Consider the following 17,225-nt stretch of genomic DNA (forward strand, 5'->3'; position numbering starts at 1 on the left):
TGAGTTTCAACACGACTAATTATATCTAACTGCTAGATATTTTCCTGTTAAAGTTGTATTTCAATTTTATTACGCAAGAACAAAAGCGCCTATAACGAATATATGCAACTTATTATTTATCAATATCTTTTTTAATCGTCCGGTTTGACATCTTTCTGTAATGTTTTATGTAAATAGAAAATGGTTTACCCTATTTTCAAATAACAATTAAACTGATAATGCATAGGTTTTCCAATTTATGGGATGACCCTTCAAAAAAATCCATGCGTTTGCTTCATGAAAACATGAGCAAAGACATGGATTTTGAATACATATGTTACTTTTAAAGCTTCATCGCACCAATGATGACAAAAATCCAGGCTGCAATAAACAGGACTCCGCCAATCGGCGTCACGGCTCCTAGTTTCGTGATGCCAGTCAGTGCCATGACATATAAGCTTCCGGAGAAAAAGACAATCCCTGCAAACATGAGCCAGCCGGCAATGTTAAACTGGCTGATACTTACGCGCATGAGTAGTGCCGCAATCCCGATGATGCCGAGCGCATGAACCATGTGGTAGAGCACGCCCGTCTGCCAGTTCGCCAACATGTTTGGCGCCAATCTCTCTTTGAGCGCATGGGCACCAAACGCACCGAGTGCCACACCAAGTGCCATCAATCCGGCACCAATGATTAACAATATCTTCATTCTTGTTCCTCCCTATCTAACTTTTCGTGCTGGTAAATTCCACTTCCGATAGTAGGATATCACTCGAAGTGTTGCTACGACAATTAAAAGCGTATAGACGACAAGACCACCTTCAAGTTTAAAGTAATACGTAATGACCGCAATGAGAATTGCCCAAATCGCGTACACTTCAGACTGTAAAACGAGCGGCTTACGCCCGGCCAGTAAATCGCGGACGACTCCACCCCCAACCCCAGTCAGGACAGCCGCCGCAATCGCAGCGGAGAGAGGTAAATCGAGTTTGATTGCGACTTGAGCTCCCTGAAAGGCGAATGCGACGAGACCGATGGCATCGACAATGACGCCCCAGCGCTCCCAATGTGGCAATACGACACTCGGTAACAGGAAGATGAGGAGCGCAACAAGAAAACATAAAATAAATAAATCATTCTGTTGCCAAATCAAACTGACGGGGTTTCCTAATAGGACGTTTCGAATCGCACCGCCTCCAAAGGCCGTGATGAAAGCGAGCAGCCACACCCCAAAAATATCGTACTTTTCATCCATCGCAATGATGGCTCCGCTCGCCGCGAACGCAATCGTTCCGACGACGTTGAGCAATTCCCACTCCATGAACATCCCTTGCCCTTTCTTCAACGCATTGTATGGTAAAGTATAATTACAAAAAAATCAGGTCAGTCGAGCGACTGTCGTAAAGGATGTCGGTATTAATATGAAACGTATCGCTTTGTTCCGCATATGGATTATCGTCACCATGTTCGCCCGATTCATCATTCGCTTATACGCTTTTTCACGTAAACAACAACAAGGTGTAGCCACGACAGAAGAATACGAAGCACTCATGCTCAAGCTCGCGCGTGAGTATAAACGCAACGCCTTGCGGCTCGAGGGCTTGTTAATCAAACTCGGACAATTTTTGTCCATTCGTGCAGACTTGTTGCCACCGGCCGTCCTGAATGAGCTGTCTGAACTTGTCGACCGTGTCCCGACATCGGGTTGGGAGAAGTCGCGTGCGATTCTAGAGGCTGAATGGGGCGTTCCTTACTCGCAAGTCGTCAAAGACGTCGGAATCGACGCCGTCGCCTCGGCTTCTATAGGAGAAGTATACGGTGCCACCCTACTTGAAAACGGTAAACGGGTCGCGATCAAAATCCAACGTCCCAATATCGAAAAAATCATCCGTACCGACTTCCGTGCTATGCGGATTGTCACGTCGATGTTGAAGCGGACATCCCTCGCAAAATCGACCGACTTAGATAGCTTATATCGCCAAATGATTTTTGTCATCGGGGATGAACTAAATTTTCAAACCGAATTAAAAAACGCCTTATATTTCAAAGCCAAGTATGCTGATAATCCAGACGTCTATATCCCAGATTATCACGAGCATCTCTGTACGAATCGTGTCTTGACGATGGATTGGGTCGATGCAAGACGCATCACCGATCTCGCCTTCTTAAAAGAGAACGAGATTGATCGCTCCGCCCTAGCCGAACGACTGTTCACGCTCGCGGCCGAACAATTGTTGTTCGGTGGACAGTTCCATGCCGACCCCCACCCCGGAAATGTCCAAATTCGGGCAGACGGGACAATCATCCTGCTCGACTTCGGTATGGTCGGACAGACGACGGCGCAAGACATGGCGACGATTCGAAACATCTTACAGGCGTTCATCTCCCTCGACTATGACAGCATCGTCGATGGGTTAGAAGATTTACGTTTTCTCTTGCCTACGGCGAACAAACAAAACATTCGTCAAGCGCTAGAGAAAGCCGTCACCTTTTACTTAGAGACCGATATCGACACCGTTGATACAAGGTTGATCGAGAAAGTGTTACAAGACATTCAACTGCTCGTCAAAAACGAACCGATTCAACTCCCGGCAGAATTCGCCTTCTTCGGCCGAGCCGCCTCGACCTTACTTGGTATTCTGCAAATCTTAGATCCGAAAATCGACCTGTTCACACTCGGTAAACCGATTGTCATCGAATGGCTCGAGGAAGACGGGACGACGCTACAAAATCGTTATGTGAAGACCGGGATCAACTATGCGAAGAAATTGTTGAACGTTCCCCCGCTTCTCGACAACTACTTAAAAGAACCGACGCGAAAACGCCTGTCGGAGCAAGCGATGTTCCAACGAAACTTGGAATCAAAAGAACTCTTGCACCGCCAGACGTTCAATGCCATCGTTATGTTACTCGGTTTATTAGTCGGACTGCTGGGCTATATCCGACCAGATGAGTGGCTGTTTTGGTCAGGTGGCGTCGTCTCTATTTTGGCTTATTTCAATTGGAGGCGCCTCGGACGAAAGGTTCGTCACGTGGCACGTCAAGATTTTCGTGTATAAGCGAACCGTCACTTTTAGAAGTGGCGGTTTTTTGTTGAATCCACTGCGCGATATAAGAACCGACGTCACGCATCATACGAGGCGTCGTCCAGCCCATCGTCGACACTTGAATGACGTTCGCCCGTTTTAAGTAGTCACTCTCATATTGTACGAGATAGCCCTGATACGACAGTTGTCGTCCGAGCTCCATCGAGGACTGACCACACGGAACCGGAATCGTGATAATACCAGATGATTGGGTGGGACTCACCTCGATACATAGACCGTTCTCGTGGAGCGAGTTGATCAGAGCCACCATCTTCTCTTCATGCGATGCGACCTCTGCGTCCGTCAGTTCGTCTAACGAGACCGCCATCGCCGCAAGAAGCGGCTCTGATTGTGTGAAGGCAATCGGTTTGTAGAGTGACAAGTCCAGGTAGCGTGGTACATCTCGTAGCGCTTCCGCTCGCTCTTTCATCGCAACGAATGCGAGACCAGGGGCGTTCCGTAACGCCTTTCCTGAGGAGAAGATCACGTAGTCCGCAAAGGAATAGTCATAATCGAATGTCCCAACCGTACTGATCGCATCGATGGCGATGACACCGTTCCACGAATGAAGCGGTCCCAAGTCAATTAGAATTCCTAGGGATGTCTCACAATGAACGGTCCACACCCAGTCCGGAGCAATTCGATCAAGTTGAGAAACATCCCACTTTCCATCTTGGCCCACTCGAATGACATCAAACGAGCGGTCTACACGCCGGGCATGATCAATCAGTCGTTCTCCAAATTCGCCAGCGTTTAAAATCACGCCGTGCCCTTCCAAACGAGGCGCGACCGCATCATTTGCGACCGTCCCACTTCCGAGAAGTGTATAGATGTTAGGAAGTTTGACTCGTTCCGACAGTTTTTGTTGCACCGCTTCAAGTAGTCGTCCTGTCTCTTTCGAACGGTGCGGGCGTGGTTGCTTCGAGAGTCGTGCTCTCACACGTTCTGAACATTCAACGGGACCCGCGAGCAAACTTTTCGGTCGAAGCGTCGTCGCTGATTTGGATTCGTAAAAAGCATCCCTCGTTAACATCATCGGAACGTATCTCGCTTCTTTTGGACCGATTGGGTCAGCGAACGGCACGAACCCGAACCGATGATAAAGCATTTGTTCCCGTGTCGTTCCACTGATGACGATGCCATCGACCTCACGTTCTGTCGCGTCTTCGATGACCGCACGCATCAGTCCTGCGAACGTACGGTTGCGCCGATACGCCTTCTTCACGGCGAGGAGACGAATCTCGAGCCACTCTCCCTCAGGAATACTCACTCCCTTTTGTTCCAATGAAAACGGTCGCTCTTCTCGTAACGCACACATGGCAACGACTTCCCCGTTCACTTCCCCAATCCAATATGTATTTTCTTCGTGAAATCGGTCGACAAGTCGCCGCTCCGGATTCGGTGGATGTTGCGGAATCTCCTCGACGAATGTTTCGTAATTCAATCGATGAATCGCGTCAAAATCTGATACGTCGGCCTTTCGATATATAATCATTTCGTTTCCCCCTTTACATGATGATAGATAATCATAGCTGCGATGAGCACTGCCCATATGATGTCTCCAACACTTCCAAGCGCAGCGAGTGGAAGTAAGACGAGCATCACCAGTCCCGTCTCACGGGAATTACCTGTTCCTTTAATCAACAACAACAGAAAAAGGAGCCCCCCGATAAACCACCACGGGTCATACGCCCATATGATTCCAGAAAAAACGGCATATCCCTTCCCGCCCGCACGGATTCGCCAAAACGGATAAATATGACCGAGCGTGAGCGCGAACGCCGTCTGCCAAAAATACGGTCCGCTCACCTGTAAGACAAGAATCGTCTTGAGCACGTCGAATCCATACACGATGAGAAACGCCTTCACCCCTCCGATGCGATGCGCGTTGCGTGCACCGGTATTTTTCGAACCGGATGTTGCTAAATCATGTTCACTTAATAACCCATATAGCCTGCCTCCGAGCAGACTTCCGACTAGATAGCCGACAATGATAATCCACATCATATCCCCTCATTTTTTGGAAGTTTGTGTGCGTTTCAGAAAAACGGGTATCCTCTAATTAACTGTGCACTTTTTGGAAAGGGGAAATCAAGATGCGAGAAGAGAAAAACTACATTAACGGGGAATGGACTGAAACCGATCAAACAATCGAAGTACGCAATCCGGCGACAGGAAATGTGATGGCCGTCGTGACGAAAAGCGATACGAAAGAAGCGACACAAGCCGTCGATGCCGCGCATGAGTCACTCCGGGAATGGCAACAAAAGACCGCAGAAGAACGAGGCGAATTACTTAATGAGTGGCATCGTTTAATTGCAGAACATACGGAAGAGCTTGCCCGAACAATGGTCGAGGAACAAGGGAAACCGCTCAAAGAAGCAATTGGTGAAATCAACTACGCGAACGGATTCATCGACTGGTACGCAGCGGAAGGTCGCCGTGTGTATGGTGAGACGATTCCTGCCTCATCGAACCAAAAGCGCATCTTTGCCATCAAGCAACCGATCGGGGTCATCGCAGCCATCACCCCTTGGAACTTCCCGGCTGCCATGATCACGCGAAAAGTTGCCCCGGCACTCGCTGCAGGCTGCACGGTCGTTATAAAACCTGCATCAGCGACTCCACTGACTGCCATTGAACTCGTGAAATTAGCCGAGAAAGCAGGATTCCCAAAAGGGGTCATCAACTTGGTGACAGGACAAGCTTCCGACCTCGTCAAAGCGTGGCAACAAGATAAACGTGTCCGAAAATTGACGTTCACAGGCTCAACAGAGGTCGGAAAAATGCTTATGCGTGATGCGGCGGACACGATGAAAAAAATTTCACTCGAGCTAGGTGGGCACGCCCCGCTCATCGTCACGGCCAAGGCAGACTTAGATAAAGCCGTCCCGCAGGCAGTCGCGACCAAGTTCCGCAACGGCGGACAGACATGCGTCTGTGCCAACCGAATTTATGTAGAACGCGCTGTCGTCGATGATTTCTCGGAGCGTTTCATCAAAGAGGTCGAATCTTTAAAAGTTGGGAATGGGTTAGAGGAAGGTGTCGATATCGGACCACTCATCGATGACGATGCCCTTAGTAAGGTCGAAAAACATATCGAGGACGCCCAGATTCGTGGTGGTGAAGTATACGGTGGCGAAGTGTTAGACGGTTTATTCATTCGTCCTGCGGTCATCCGCTATGCGAATGAAGACATGCTCTGCATGAATGAGGAAACGTTCGGTCCGGTCGCACCGATTGCCACATTCGACTCCCTCGATGAAGTCATCAATCGGGCGAACAATACTCCGTTCGGGTTAGCTGCCTATCTCTTCACGCAAGATATCAATGAAGCGGTCTATTTAGCGGAATCGTTAGAGTACGGAATCGTCGGTGTGAATGACGGGCTCCCGTCAACACCTCAAGCGCCGTTCGGTGGATGGAAAGAGAGTGGACTCGGACGAGAAGGTGGCCATCACGGCATCGAGGAGTTTTTAGAAGTGAAATATATCTCACTTGGATTGTGAATCCAGGTATTCAAAAAGGCTTGTCGGCACGCGCGACAAGCCTTTTATTATCGATTGATCCATTCGACTAAATCGTTCGGCGATTTGATTACGTGATCCGCAAGCGCCCACTCTTCTTCATTGCCGAACCCGAATCCTGTTAAGACGACCGGGAAGTCGTGGGCGCGGGCCGCCTCTACATCTGACTTACGATCCCCGACCATGATATAGTCTCCCTCACCATGACGGACACGGTGTGCTGTAAGAATATCTGCCTTTTTTTCGCCGCCGACAGACTCCAAGCATTCAGGTGCAGTCATATATGGACGAATCTGTTGCGTATCTAATATCAGGTTCATGTAATGAACGCCGCAGTTACTCGCTGTCGTCAGCGTGTGGCCTTGCTCGTGAAGCGTCTCCAACATGTTACGAATTCCGTCAAATAAAACATTTTGTCCTTCTATTGCCTTCTCCAACGTCGTGTGACGCAACCTGCGAATGAGGTGAATCTCTTCAAGTGTCGCTTCAGGGATGACATGTTCCCAAAACGCGTTGCCTGCCAACCCATATCCAGAGCGGATAGCCTCTTCACTCGGTTTTGGAAGGTGCGGAAGTTCCTCGAGCGCATCATGAATCGCCTGTGTCATCGGTCCGGTTGTATCTACTAACGTGCCATCAATATCAAATAAAATAACTGCCATTGGATGTTCCCCTCTCTTTCACTCTCTCCCTACCGTAGCAGAATCCCCAAAAATGCAAAAGTGAAAACGTGGTGACAAAAAAGCGACTGAACGAATCTGTTCAGTCGCTTCAATCATCCTCGCCAAAAGTTCATTCCGCCTTTTACCGAATAGACGTCCGTGTATCCGGCACTCTTGAGCATCGCTGCGGCACGTTGGCTTCGCATCCCACTCTGACAGATGACGTAAACAGGACGTTCTTTTTCTTTCGGATATTTCGATTGCGCATTCCCGAATCCTGAAAGGGGGACATTTTTCGCTTGCTTGATGTGTCCGCCACGATATTCATGCGGTTCACGCACATCTAACAATTGAAGGTTTCGCTCTTCCGCGATTCTTCGCTTCAAGTCGTCTGTCGAAACCGTTTTGACGTTGTTACGACGACTCCACCAGAAATACACGAGTCCAATGACGACCGCTACAAAAAGAAAATCCAACATATTTACGCCTCCATTTAATTTCAATTCTTATACTCATTATACCCCCTAAGGTATTTAAGTCAATGAATGTGAATCAAGAAAAAACCACACGTAGGCTACGTGTGGTTCAAAAATCGAGCAATGAATCCGATTTGGGTTGCTCGTCTTCCTCCATCGGAATCCCAAGGAAAGCCGCCATCTGTCGATCGAGTGGTGGTTTCGTCTCATTCGCCGGTATCGTCGATTGTGTCGTGTCGACACTCTTCACACCTGACGTCTCTGCTAGAAGTAGTTCACAAAAGCCCATCAGCTTTGCTAAGTGACGCTTCTGTACTTCACCTGTTGACGATTCAACCTGTACCATCACCTGACGCATCTGGGCAATGACTTGTTGTTCTGTAATCATAGTCCGTACACATCCTTTACGCTACCATTTTGCAGGATTTCACCATCGATTCGCAAGTATTCTTAACGATTCCTTGTCTCAACCCATTTAAAAAAGGCGTCATAGTCAAAACGAACTTGATTCGCATAAAAGTTAGCCCATCTCGACAATTGGCGGATAAATAAAGATGGAGAATCACCAATCGCCGCGGTGATTCGTTCACTCGCCGTATAATCTAATACGTTTGAGGTCGCATCGGCCCGTGCGTGAATTTTCGCAGTGATTTGGGCTTGTACTTTTAACGTTTCAATGAGTGACGTTTCGTCTTTCATATGCTTCGCCTTTACTTTCCGCTTATACGGCGAACGTTGCCTTACATAATACTCTTTTCCATCAATCGTTAAATACCCAAGATATGGGTCACGACTGTGAACCATTGCCCGCTGCGCGGCAACGACACGCGCCCCTTCGTGCGACAATCCGTTCTCAAATAGCGGGTGCGTCGGCAGAAAGAGAGATGGGACGGCGGACTGCGCCTGTTTCATCTCTAAAATGACATCTTCATCGTGCTCCTTGTCCGCTCCTTCAATTAAAATATAGTAACGCTCTAGACCGATGGAAGCTGTACCGCTTTGTAGCTTGATGGCGATGTCTTTAATTTCATAATGATCCGCGTGATGACGATGTTCATCTGACAAAGAAGATAAATAATCTCCCCATCCTGCCACAATTCTCTCTCGCACATCCGATGAAAGTGGAATCAAATCCTCACTCGTAGAAAAGTAACGTTCTTCGTCCCGTACTTCCGTCCGTTCGGACATAAAATCATCTTTCTTTTTCTCCGCTTTTTTGATTACTTTTTTGACGGCTTTACACGTATTCTCTTTCGTAAACTGAATGTGTTCACTTTGACCTTTCGCATGTTTTTCAATCGCTCCCGCATATGACTCGGCAAAAGCTCGAATTGCCGCTTGACCATCAAATCCGGATTCAGCCGCAAATAAATCGACAGAAACCGCCATCCGCAACAAATCAAACAGATAGGAACCGATGTACGCCTCGTCAAAGTCGTTTACGTCATAAATGATTGTACCGGCACCGTCTTCAAATACACCGAAATTCTCAAAGTGTAAGTCTCCTTGAATAAACGTCGGGTAATCAGGGCCGGTATCAAATGCGATTGGAACTTTCGCAAAGTCGTAATAGAACAGGTGGGAGCTCCCTCGAAAAAACGAAAACGGGCTCGAACTCATCTTGTCATACTTTTCTTGTCTCGCCGTTTCAGATAGATGCCGAATCGACTGGTCATAAAAATCAAGGACGGTTCCGATCGTCTCACTTCGAATTTGTTGTTTGACGGCTGTGAACATACGACTCTCCCCTTCACTTGTTGAATAAGTGTCTATATTCCCCGTACCCGGCTTCTTCGAGCTCATCTACCGGAATGAATCGGAGAGCGGCTGAGTTGATGCAATACCGTAGACCGCCAAGTTCTTTCGGTCCATCATCAAACACATGTCCGAGATGGCTGTCCCCTTGTTTTGAACGAACTTCTGTTCGAACCATATGATGTGTCGTATCCATATTCAAATCGACTTGTTTCTCTTCGATTGGACGTGAGAAGCTTGGCCATCCACAATTGGATTGGAACTTATCTTGAGACGTAAAGAGTGGTGTTCCATCGATGATGTCGACGTACAGCCCTTCCCGTTCTTCATCCCAATATTCATTTTGAAACGGTGGTTCTGTTCCATTTTCTTGCGTCACTTTATATTGCATCGGTGTCAAGCGCTCACGGAGTGTCTGCTGAAGTTTCCGGTCGCTCCATGCTTCTTTTATGAATTTCGCACGCCCCGAACCGACACGATACATCTCATAGCGGAATGGATTTTTTTTATAGTAATCTTGATGATAGTCTTCCGCTTCCCAGAACGTTTTCGCCGGACGGATGTCAACTTCAATGGAACGGTCAAAACGACCTGAGTCTTCCACTTCCTGTTTCGAACGCTCTGCTGCAGCCCGTTGCTCATCTGAGTGATAGAAGATGGCCGGACGGTACGATTCGCCGCGATCATTGAATTGTCCCCCACCATCTGTCGGGTCGATTTGACGCCAATAGATGCGAAGCAACTCCTCGTAAGAGATGATTTTGGGGTCGAACGTAATCTCAATCGCCTCTAAGTGTCCTGTTGTTTCCGAACAGACCTGTTGATACGTCGGATTATCCACATGTCCACCCGTATATCCCGAGATGACACGTTCGACTCCCTCATATTTATGAAACGGTTTGACCATACACCAGAAACAGCCTCCCGCAAATGTAGCTATTGCCATGATAAATCCCTCCTTACTTTGTAGTGTACCCAAAAACGTCGCTAGACAACAAAAAACGAGAACCACAAAATGTGTTCTCGTTTCAGTCTTCTTCGACCTGATTCACATGACGCATCACTAAAAATAAAATGACTCCTACAATCGCAGCCCCTAAAAGCGTCAATACAATATTATCTCTGGCCGATAAAGTATAAAAGATCGCTAATCCAATCAAAATGAGCGCAATCGGAATAAACGCTCGTTTAAAATGATCCCAGTAACGCACGGACAGTCCTCCTTTTCTCTTATCATACCAAACTTTCGATTTTCGATAACGAAAGTTCTAAAAGATAAGGAATATCTCTTCGTATGAACAAGGGGTTTAGTGATATTGTCTTGAATAACCCTGAAGAGACTGACTTTTAGCCCGCATATTATTCTTATCTATTTCCAATAGGATACTATATACTATAACTAAATATTTCCATGCAGCATAAGGAGGAGCTTCGATGCTCACAATTATTAATGCGTTCTTCATCAACCTGTGTATCTTGTTTACGCTCTTCACAATTTCCTTTTTGCCGTTTCGCAATCGGCCTCGCTTAACACCACAATCTCCTTTGAAGGGGAGAGTCTTACTCGGGGTGCAAACTGGACTGATTGCTTTACTCCTATTAGGTAATTCGTTACCACTAGAAGGTGTGCTCATTGATTTACGCGCTATTCCAATCATGCTCGGTGTACTATTTGGCGGTTGGGTAAGCGGTGCTGTCGCTGGCATTATTTTATTAACAGGTCGGTTTTTTATCGTTTTATTGACAGACGGTTCCATGTTCGGGCTATATCTCGCCGTTGCGACAATGGTACTTCTCGTCGCATCTACCAGTATCCTTAGAAAGCGGATGGATAATACGCGTCCGACACTACTTATTTTTACAACAATCAGCATCGCTATCTTCGGGTCGGCAATTTACGCTGCGTTGCCACTTAATTTATTCTATCCTGTTTTGATTGTATATACACTAATGTCTTATGGCGGAGCTTGTGCCGCTTATCGACTGCTGCTCGAATTGCGTCGCCATTTCGAGAACGTTCAGCATCAACAACAACTAGCACGCACGGACGCACTCACCGGAATTGCCAACCGCAGGCTCTTGAACGAAGCCATGGCCAACTTGACCGTCGAGGCAGAAGAGTATGCGTTAATCTTGGTTGATATTGATCACTTCAAACGCGTGAATGATACGTACGGTCACGACGTCGGCGATGATGTCTTGCGCGAACTTGGCATGCTCCTCGTCAACGAAAGCAATGAGCGGCATTTAGTCGGTCGCTTCGGCGGCGAAGAATTTTTAATCGTCATGCCTCACGCCAATCGAGAAGAAGTGTCACAGCTTGCTGAATCTATTCGGGAAAAGGTTTCAACGTTCCCGTTCGATACGAGCGCTGGTACGCTACACATTACTGTTTCACTCGGCGCCTGCCATTCAAATGATATTGAAATCGATAGCGTGTTGAAACATGCGGATGAAGCATTATATCACGCAAAAGAGTCTGGTCGAAATCGTTTCATCCTTGCTTCTTAATGTGTCGAACGCTTCACACATGAACATATTTTCTCGCTTTACTTTCTCGAAATGAATCGTTACACTAGGCTAGACTTTGGTTCAGATTGGTACATCATGATTTATTCAGAAAAGGGGAAACAACGTTCATGTCAATTTTGTTATCTTTGTTTGGAATTATGTTTATCGGCTCGTTCGCGATTGACTATAAACGTGGTAAGACACTTCAACAATCAACGCTCGGGGGATTTCGTTCGATTCAACAAAACCTATGGATTTTCTTCCGTACGTCGCTTTCGATGATGATCGTCATAGGTCCACTCTTATTGATTTCAGGATTTGTGTTCTCCGAGTTAGTGGCATTCAACACCATTTCATCTTTCATCATCGCTGTACTCAGTATCGGCTTTGCTGAACGAATCGTCGGGATGACAGTGGCACCACTCATTCGTACATTTTGGCATCAGCGTGGTCGTCTCATGCCACTCTATCTAGATGCCTCTCTCTACGTGTTCTTATTATCCATTCTCGTATTAGAGTTTTTAATGAACATTCCCGGGATTGATCTTCAATCACCGTTCATCGCGCTATTCTATGCGTCCGCGCTCTTCTATACGAGATACTTGTTCAGTCTAATTCGGTTCACGGTTCAAAAAGGCGTCGCTTCGAACTGAACAGATGATTGATTTCCCATACATGTTTCCATGTGTGGGATTTTTTCTGTATTTCTTATTGACAATGAGAATCGTTATCAAATATACTCTAGTTGTAGCTTCCCACAAGCTTGACGTGCACGTTCCCCAAACACATCACGTCACGTGGATTCCCCTCCACGACACTCTTTTTGAAAGCATAGCGGCAACCCCCATTTGTTGCACCCATATTTGCCAAAAACAAGACGAGCAGCCCATCGACGGGGCTGCTCGTCTTTTCATTATGCGAACACTTCTTGTTCGATTTGTTTCAATTCATAGAACATGCCACGTTTCGTCATCAGCTCCTCGTATGAACCGACCTCGACAATCCGTCCAGCTTCCATGACGATGATTTGATCAAACGTCTCTAAACCCGTCAAACGGTGACTGACGAGGATGAGTGTGCCTGCTCCCGCTTGCTGTAACAGTTCAGAAAAGACATGGGCCTCCGTTCCTGCATCGAGTGCCGATGTCGGTTCATCGAGCAACCAGAGTAGCCCGTTTTTGAGAAGTGCCCGTGCGATGGCTAGACGTTGGCGTTCTCCACCTGACAAGTTTGCTCCTTTTTCAAGGACCGGTTCGTCTAGCAAGAATGACAACCGGACGCGCTCAAGCGCTACGTTCATCTCTTCATCTGTGAAGTCACCGGCTAACGCAAGATTTTCTCGTACGGTGCCGTAAAAGAAATGATTGTCTTGCAAGACGACGCTCGCATGACGCCAAATGGCTGTCTGTTTGACGTCGTTCAGGTTTTTGTCATCCAATCTTATCGTACCTTTTTCCGTTCGAACGAATGCTAACAATAGTTGAAGCAACGTTGATTTCCCGGATCCACTCGGTCCGACGATGACCGTCTTCGAACCGCTCGGGATGTGTAACGTCACCTCATCAATCACATCTCGATACGTATCTGGATAACGATAGCGAACCTCTTCGAAGGAAATCGACGGGGAAGCAGCGAAAGTCACGTCCTGTCGTTTCGCTTCAACCGCCTCAATCGCTTCACTCGGTTCTGTCACTTCAAACAAACGATCGGCTGCTTGCTTACTGTCTGCAAAGTGTCCTGGGAACACAGCCATCGGTGTCGTATTCTCAAACGCGGTGAGCGACATCATGATGAGCATTGCCAAGAATAAACCGTTCAAGTCTCCGTTTACCACCTGATACGCACCAATTGCCAATACGCCCCATGAGACGAGTAGTGAGGCTGCGACGACGAGCGACGAATTAAAAAATTGATTCGTCGCGTCTTTCCGCTCCGCCTCCATGTAACGTTCACTACGCGTGTAGACAGCTTGTTTCGTGCGATCGAGTTGGTGATGAAGTTTCAAATCCCGGTGCCCGTACAGCATCTCTGTTAATTGAATCGACACATCCCCACGTAACGCACGAATCGTCTCATCATGACGAGCGCGAATTCGAGCAAATCCGAGCGGAATCAAGAAGCCGGTGACGAGTACACCGAGTAAAATCCATAGACTGACCGCAAATGAGAAGAAAGTGATAAAGAAGATTGTACTTAAGAAGACGAGCACGAGTATGATTGGCGGATAAAATACACGGAGAAAGTAGTTTTGAAGACTCTCAACATCTCCGACGACGCGCGAAAGTAAATCCCCGCTCCGATATTTTGCGAAAATAGACGGAACGAGTGGTTCAAGTTGTCGATAAAACCGAACGCGTAACTCACTCAAAATCGTAAATGTCGCTCGGTGTGAAGCAAGGCGCTCTCGGTAACGACTTCCTGCTCGAATGACCCCGAACAGTTTAATCAAAACGACGGGTACCATGAGCGCATATAGGGGCGGGACGAGTCCTGCCCGCGAGACGAGGTATCCACTTGCCGCAAACAAAGCGACCGCCGCTAATCCGGCTGCGTATCCAAAGAAGATAGAGAGAAGAATATCTTTTTTCTCGCGCATCATCCATTTTGTGATTGTCCAAAGCGAGTTCATCGACTCACCCCTTTCTGAAGCGCAAATAGTTCCGCATACTCTGGGACAGCGAGCAATGCTTCATGAGTCCCTTCTGCGATTCGCTTCCCGTCATCCATAAACCAAATCGTATCCGCCTCTTTGATTGTATGCAGGCGATGTGCCACCGTGATCAACGTTGCATCTTTGGAAAGCTCATCGATGGAACGTCTGACGATTCGCTCTGTTTTCAAATCGAGACCGGTCGTCGGTTCATCAAACAGTAAGATCCCTGGTCGTTTAAAGAAGGCTCGAGCGAGTGCCAGACGTTGTCTTTCACCGCCGGATAACCCAAATCCACCTTCCCCAAGCTCCGTCCAGATCCCGTTCGGCAAGTGTGCAATCACCTCAGATAATCCAGCTGCCTCGACTGCTTCTTGTAATTCCCGCTCATCGGCCGCCTCACCTAAAGAAATATTGTCGGCGAGTGTCCCCGCAAATAGATACGGGTTTTGAGAGATATACGCAATGTTTCCATACCAGGCAGACTCACCAAACGTATGAAGTGGTTCGCCGTCTACGAGGACGCGTCCCGACTTCACTTGCAGGAGTCCGGAGATGACGTTGAGCACCGTCGTCTTCCCAGATCCGCTCGCACCGACTAAAGCGAGGTGGGTACCGGATGAAATGCGACCACTCAACGGCTGAAGCGCAAAGCGCCCGCCTGCATATTCGAACGATATGTCCTCGAGTTCAAGGTCTGGTGTCCGTGAATCAAGCGACTTCGTTCCCCATTGAGTACGATCATCCGGGGCGTCTAGCACCTCAAAGATTCGATCCGCCGCGCCCATACTGCCTCGACCCGTATGGAAGGCGCTGCCTAAATCTTTAATGGCCAAGTAATACTCCGGTGCCAACACCAAGATTAAAAAGCCTGAGAAGAACGTGAGATTCTCCCAAACGACCATCTGTAGTGCGACTTCTAGTGCCACAACCCCGGTGCTGAGCATGGAGATAAATTCGAGCATGAGACCGGACAAGAATGCTGTCTTCAACACAATCATTGTCGCATCCCGAAAATCGAGGCTGCTCTTCTCGATTGCAATTGCTTCCTGTTCGGTACGGTTATAAAGTTTCAGCGTCGTCAATCCTTGCAGAACATCCAAGAACTTTCCGGAAAATTGATTCATCTTTTCCATCTGTTCTTCGGATTTTTTCTGAGTCGCAATCCCGATGATGATGAAAAACAGCGGGATGAACGGTGCCGTCACCATCATGATGACACCCGAAATCCAGTGTTGGCTAAAAACGACGACCAAAATGAGGAGCGGGATGATCGATGTCTGGATGACTTGTGGCCAGTATTGACTGAAGTAAGCGTCCACCTCGTCAACGGCATCCATGAACACACTGACCTTCTTACCAGATTGACTGGTCAAGGACGATTCGACCGGACTCGTGGCATAGCGATCCAACAATTGAAAACGTAACGTCTGTTTCGCCTTCTCGGATAGGCTCGCACCGATTCGGCCAGATACATAACCGAAAAGCGCCCGTACTAACAGTGCAACAACGAGCCAAAGCAATGCCGGGATGACAGCTTCGAATGATTCATCTTTTAAGAAGATTCGGTCGACAATGTCGACGATTAAATACGCTTGTGCCAAAATGGAGAGTCCAATCATGACCGAAGATAATACGAGTCCGCTGATATGGCTTCTTTCGGCGAACGCAAGGGCTTGCAGTCGTTTCACTGCATTCATCCTTTCTCTATTTACAGTTCAATTCTTTGTGAGATTCATCACTAATTATACAATATGCCACGGTTTGAAGCGAATGCTCCGCTCGTTTGAGTATGTAAAAGACGCCCTCATTTGAGTGGCGTCAATCGATATCTTGCTCAAAATATTCTGGATGCCCGATGACGAGTTGGTGGGCATCGATACGAAGCACATCTTCTTTACGAAGTTTGGCTAAAATCGTTGAGACCGTCTCGCGGGACGTGCCGGACAAACGAGAAAGTTCAACCGCGGTGAAGGGACATCGGACACGCACGCCCTGTTCGTCGGGCTCCCCCAAATCTTCAATCAAAAAATGGAGCGTATTCAAGACGCGCTCTTTTGCACTCGGTGTGATAATCTCTTGGACACGCCGCTCATGTAAATCAAGAATACGGTTCATCTGCCCAATGATATAAAGCAACATACTCGACTGTGTGGACACGAACCGCTCGAAACGATCCGTCGGAATATAGATGACTTCAATATCCGTCATTGCCTCGGCAGTATGGCGATAGTCTTCCCCTGTGAACAAACCGTTGTAAGGAAAGAACTGTTTCGGTTTTACATAGTCGGCGTAATGATGTGTCGCATTCTCATTCATTCGTTCGAGCCTAATGTAACCACTCATCAAAAAATACACACGCTCCCGTGGGTCACCTTCCATGAATAACAGTTGCCCTTTCCGATAAGTCCTACAATAGACGTGCGGGATGAGCTGTTCAAGCGTCCGACTTGAACATGTCGCAAAAAGCGTTAACTGTCGTAAATCATCGATAGTCCATCTATGTCGCATGTGTATCTCCTCATTTCCAATCAGATCTCTTGCTTTCATTATAGATGATATACAATTGAAAACGCTTT

Annotated in this window: 17 protein-coding genes; 4 read left to right on the forward strand and 13 right to left on the reverse strand. The window is 47.5% G+C overall.

What is annotated here, in order from left to right:
• Positions 1–322 precede the first annotated feature (322 nt).
• On the reverse strand, positions 323–688 hold the full coding sequence (locus tag KNO98_RS07680; protein WP_214700334.1) for a DUF423 domain-containing protein: 366 nt from the start codon (positions 686–688) through the stop codon (positions 323–325).
• Between the two features lie 12 nt (positions 689–700).
• Positions 701–1,306, reverse strand: a complete 606-nt coding sequence (locus KNO98_RS07685; protein WP_034770820.1) for a trimeric intracellular cation channel family protein — start codon at positions 1,304–1,306, stop codon at positions 701–703.
• A gap of 94 nt (positions 1,307–1,400) precedes the next feature.
• Here KNO98_RS07685 and KNO98_RS07690 point away from each other — a divergent pair, with 94 nt between their 5' ends.
• Complete coding sequence (locus KNO98_RS07690; protein ID WP_214700336.1) at positions 1,401–3,038, forward strand: ABC1 kinase family protein; 1,638 nt, start codon at positions 1,401–1,403, stop codon at positions 3,036–3,038.
• Here the strand turns inward: KNO98_RS07690 and KNO98_RS07695 are convergent.
• Together KNO98_RS07695 and KNO98_RS07700 are read right to left on the reverse strand one after the other, a co-directional pair.
• Positions 2,977–4,560 carry a GNAT family N-acetyltransferase gene (locus KNO98_RS07695; protein ID WP_214700338.1) on the reverse strand — a complete coding sequence of 528 codons (1,584 nt, stop codon included), beginning with the start codon at positions 4,558–4,560 and terminating at the stop codon, positions 2,977–2,979. The genes KNO98_RS07690 and KNO98_RS07695 overlap by 62 nt on opposite strands.
• The gene (locus KNO98_RS07700) at positions 4,557–5,069 is read right to left on the reverse strand and encodes a glycerol-3-phosphate acyltransferase (RefSeq protein WP_214700340.1); all 513 of its coding nucleotides are present in this window, start codon (positions 5,067–5,069) and stop codon (positions 4,557–4,559) included. The genes KNO98_RS07695 and KNO98_RS07700 overlap by 4 nt, the downstream gene beginning before the upstream one ends.
• A gap of 92 nt (positions 5,070–5,161) precedes the next feature.
• Between KNO98_RS07700 and KNO98_RS07705 the strand changes: the two genes are divergently transcribed.
• Positions 5,162–6,574 (forward strand): NAD-dependent succinate-semialdehyde dehydrogenase, encoded by a 1,413-nt coding sequence (locus KNO98_RS07705; RefSeq protein WP_026824965.1) that lies wholly within the window; start codon positions 5,162–5,164, stop codon positions 6,572–6,574.
• A 47-nt stretch (positions 6,575–6,621) separates the two neighbouring features.
• On the opposite strand, the gene KNO98_RS07710 is transcribed toward KNO98_RS07705, so the two are convergent.
• The 6 genes from KNO98_RS07710 to KNO98_RS07735 form a co-directional block, all read right to left on the reverse strand.
• Positions 6,622–7,254, reverse strand: coding sequence for an HAD family hydrolase (locus KNO98_RS07710; RefSeq protein WP_214700342.1), 633 nt, complete (start codon positions 7,252–7,254; stop codon positions 6,622–6,624).
• 113 nt (positions 7,255–7,367) lie between these two features.
• Positions 7,368–7,733, reverse strand: a complete 366-nt coding sequence (locus KNO98_RS07715) for a rhodanese-like domain-containing protein (protein WP_034770819.1) — start codon at positions 7,731–7,733, stop codon at positions 7,368–7,370.
• A gap of 106 nt (positions 7,734–7,839) precedes the next feature.
• Positions 7,840–8,118: a DUF5327 family protein gene (locus tag KNO98_RS07720; protein WP_026824962.1), complete on the reverse strand. Its 279-nt coding sequence runs from the start codon at positions 8,116–8,118 to the stop codon at positions 7,840–7,842.
• 62 nt (positions 8,119–8,180) lie between these two features.
• Complete coding sequence (locus tag KNO98_RS07725) at positions 8,181–9,467, reverse strand: DUF2252 domain-containing protein (RefSeq protein ID WP_214700344.1); 1,287 nt, start codon at positions 9,465–9,467, stop codon at positions 8,181–8,183.
• A 13-nt stretch (positions 9,468–9,480) separates the two neighbouring features.
• Positions 9,481–10,431, reverse strand: a complete 951-nt coding sequence (gene msrA / locus KNO98_RS07730; RefSeq protein WP_214700346.1) for a peptide-methionine (S)-S-oxide reductase MsrA — start codon at positions 10,429–10,431, stop codon at positions 9,481–9,483.
• Between the two features lie 82 nt (positions 10,432–10,513).
• Complete coding sequence (locus KNO98_RS07735) at positions 10,514–10,696, reverse strand: hypothetical protein (RefSeq protein ID WP_026824959.1); 183 nt, start codon at positions 10,694–10,696, stop codon at positions 10,514–10,516.
• 223 nt (positions 10,697–10,919) lie between these two features.
• Here KNO98_RS07735 and KNO98_RS07740 point away from each other — a divergent pair, with 223 nt between their 5' ends.
• A complete protein-coding gene (locus tag KNO98_RS07740; RefSeq protein ID WP_214700348.1) occupies positions 10,920–11,996 on the forward strand; it encodes a diguanylate cyclase in 1,077 nt (358 codons plus the stop codon).
• A gap of 128 nt (positions 11,997–12,124) precedes the next feature.
• Positions 12,125–12,649: a hypothetical protein gene (locus KNO98_RS07745; RefSeq protein WP_214700350.1), complete on the forward strand. Its 525-nt coding sequence runs from the start codon at positions 12,125–12,127 to the stop codon at positions 12,647–12,649.
• A 260-nt stretch (positions 12,650–12,909) separates the two neighbouring features.
• Here KNO98_RS07745 and cydC read toward each other — a convergent pair whose 3' ends face one another.
• From cydC to KNO98_RS07760, 3 genes are all read right to left on the reverse strand, one after another.
• Entirely contained in the window at positions 12,910–14,625 is a 1,716-nt protein-coding gene (cydC, locus tag KNO98_RS07750; RefSeq protein WP_214700352.1) for a thiol reductant ABC exporter subunit CydC, read from the reverse strand.
• On the reverse strand, positions 14,622–16,346 hold the full coding sequence (cydD, locus tag KNO98_RS07755) for a thiol reductant ABC exporter subunit CydD (protein WP_214700353.1): 1,725 nt from the start codon (positions 16,344–16,346) through the stop codon (positions 14,622–14,624). Before cydD ends, cydC begins: the two co-directional genes overlap by 4 nt.
• A gap of 121 nt (positions 16,347–16,467) precedes the next feature.
• Positions 16,468–17,157, reverse strand: a complete 690-nt coding sequence (locus tag KNO98_RS07760; protein ID WP_026824954.1) for a Crp/Fnr family transcriptional regulator — start codon at positions 17,155–17,157, stop codon at positions 16,468–16,470.
• Positions 17,158–17,225 lie beyond the last annotated feature (68 nt).

Origin of the sequence: Exiguobacterium sp. s57, assembly GCF_018617685.1 — a bacterium.
GTDB classification, from domain to species: Bacteria; Bacillota; Bacilli; order Exiguobacteriales; family Exiguobacteriaceae; genus Exiguobacterium; species Exiguobacterium marinum.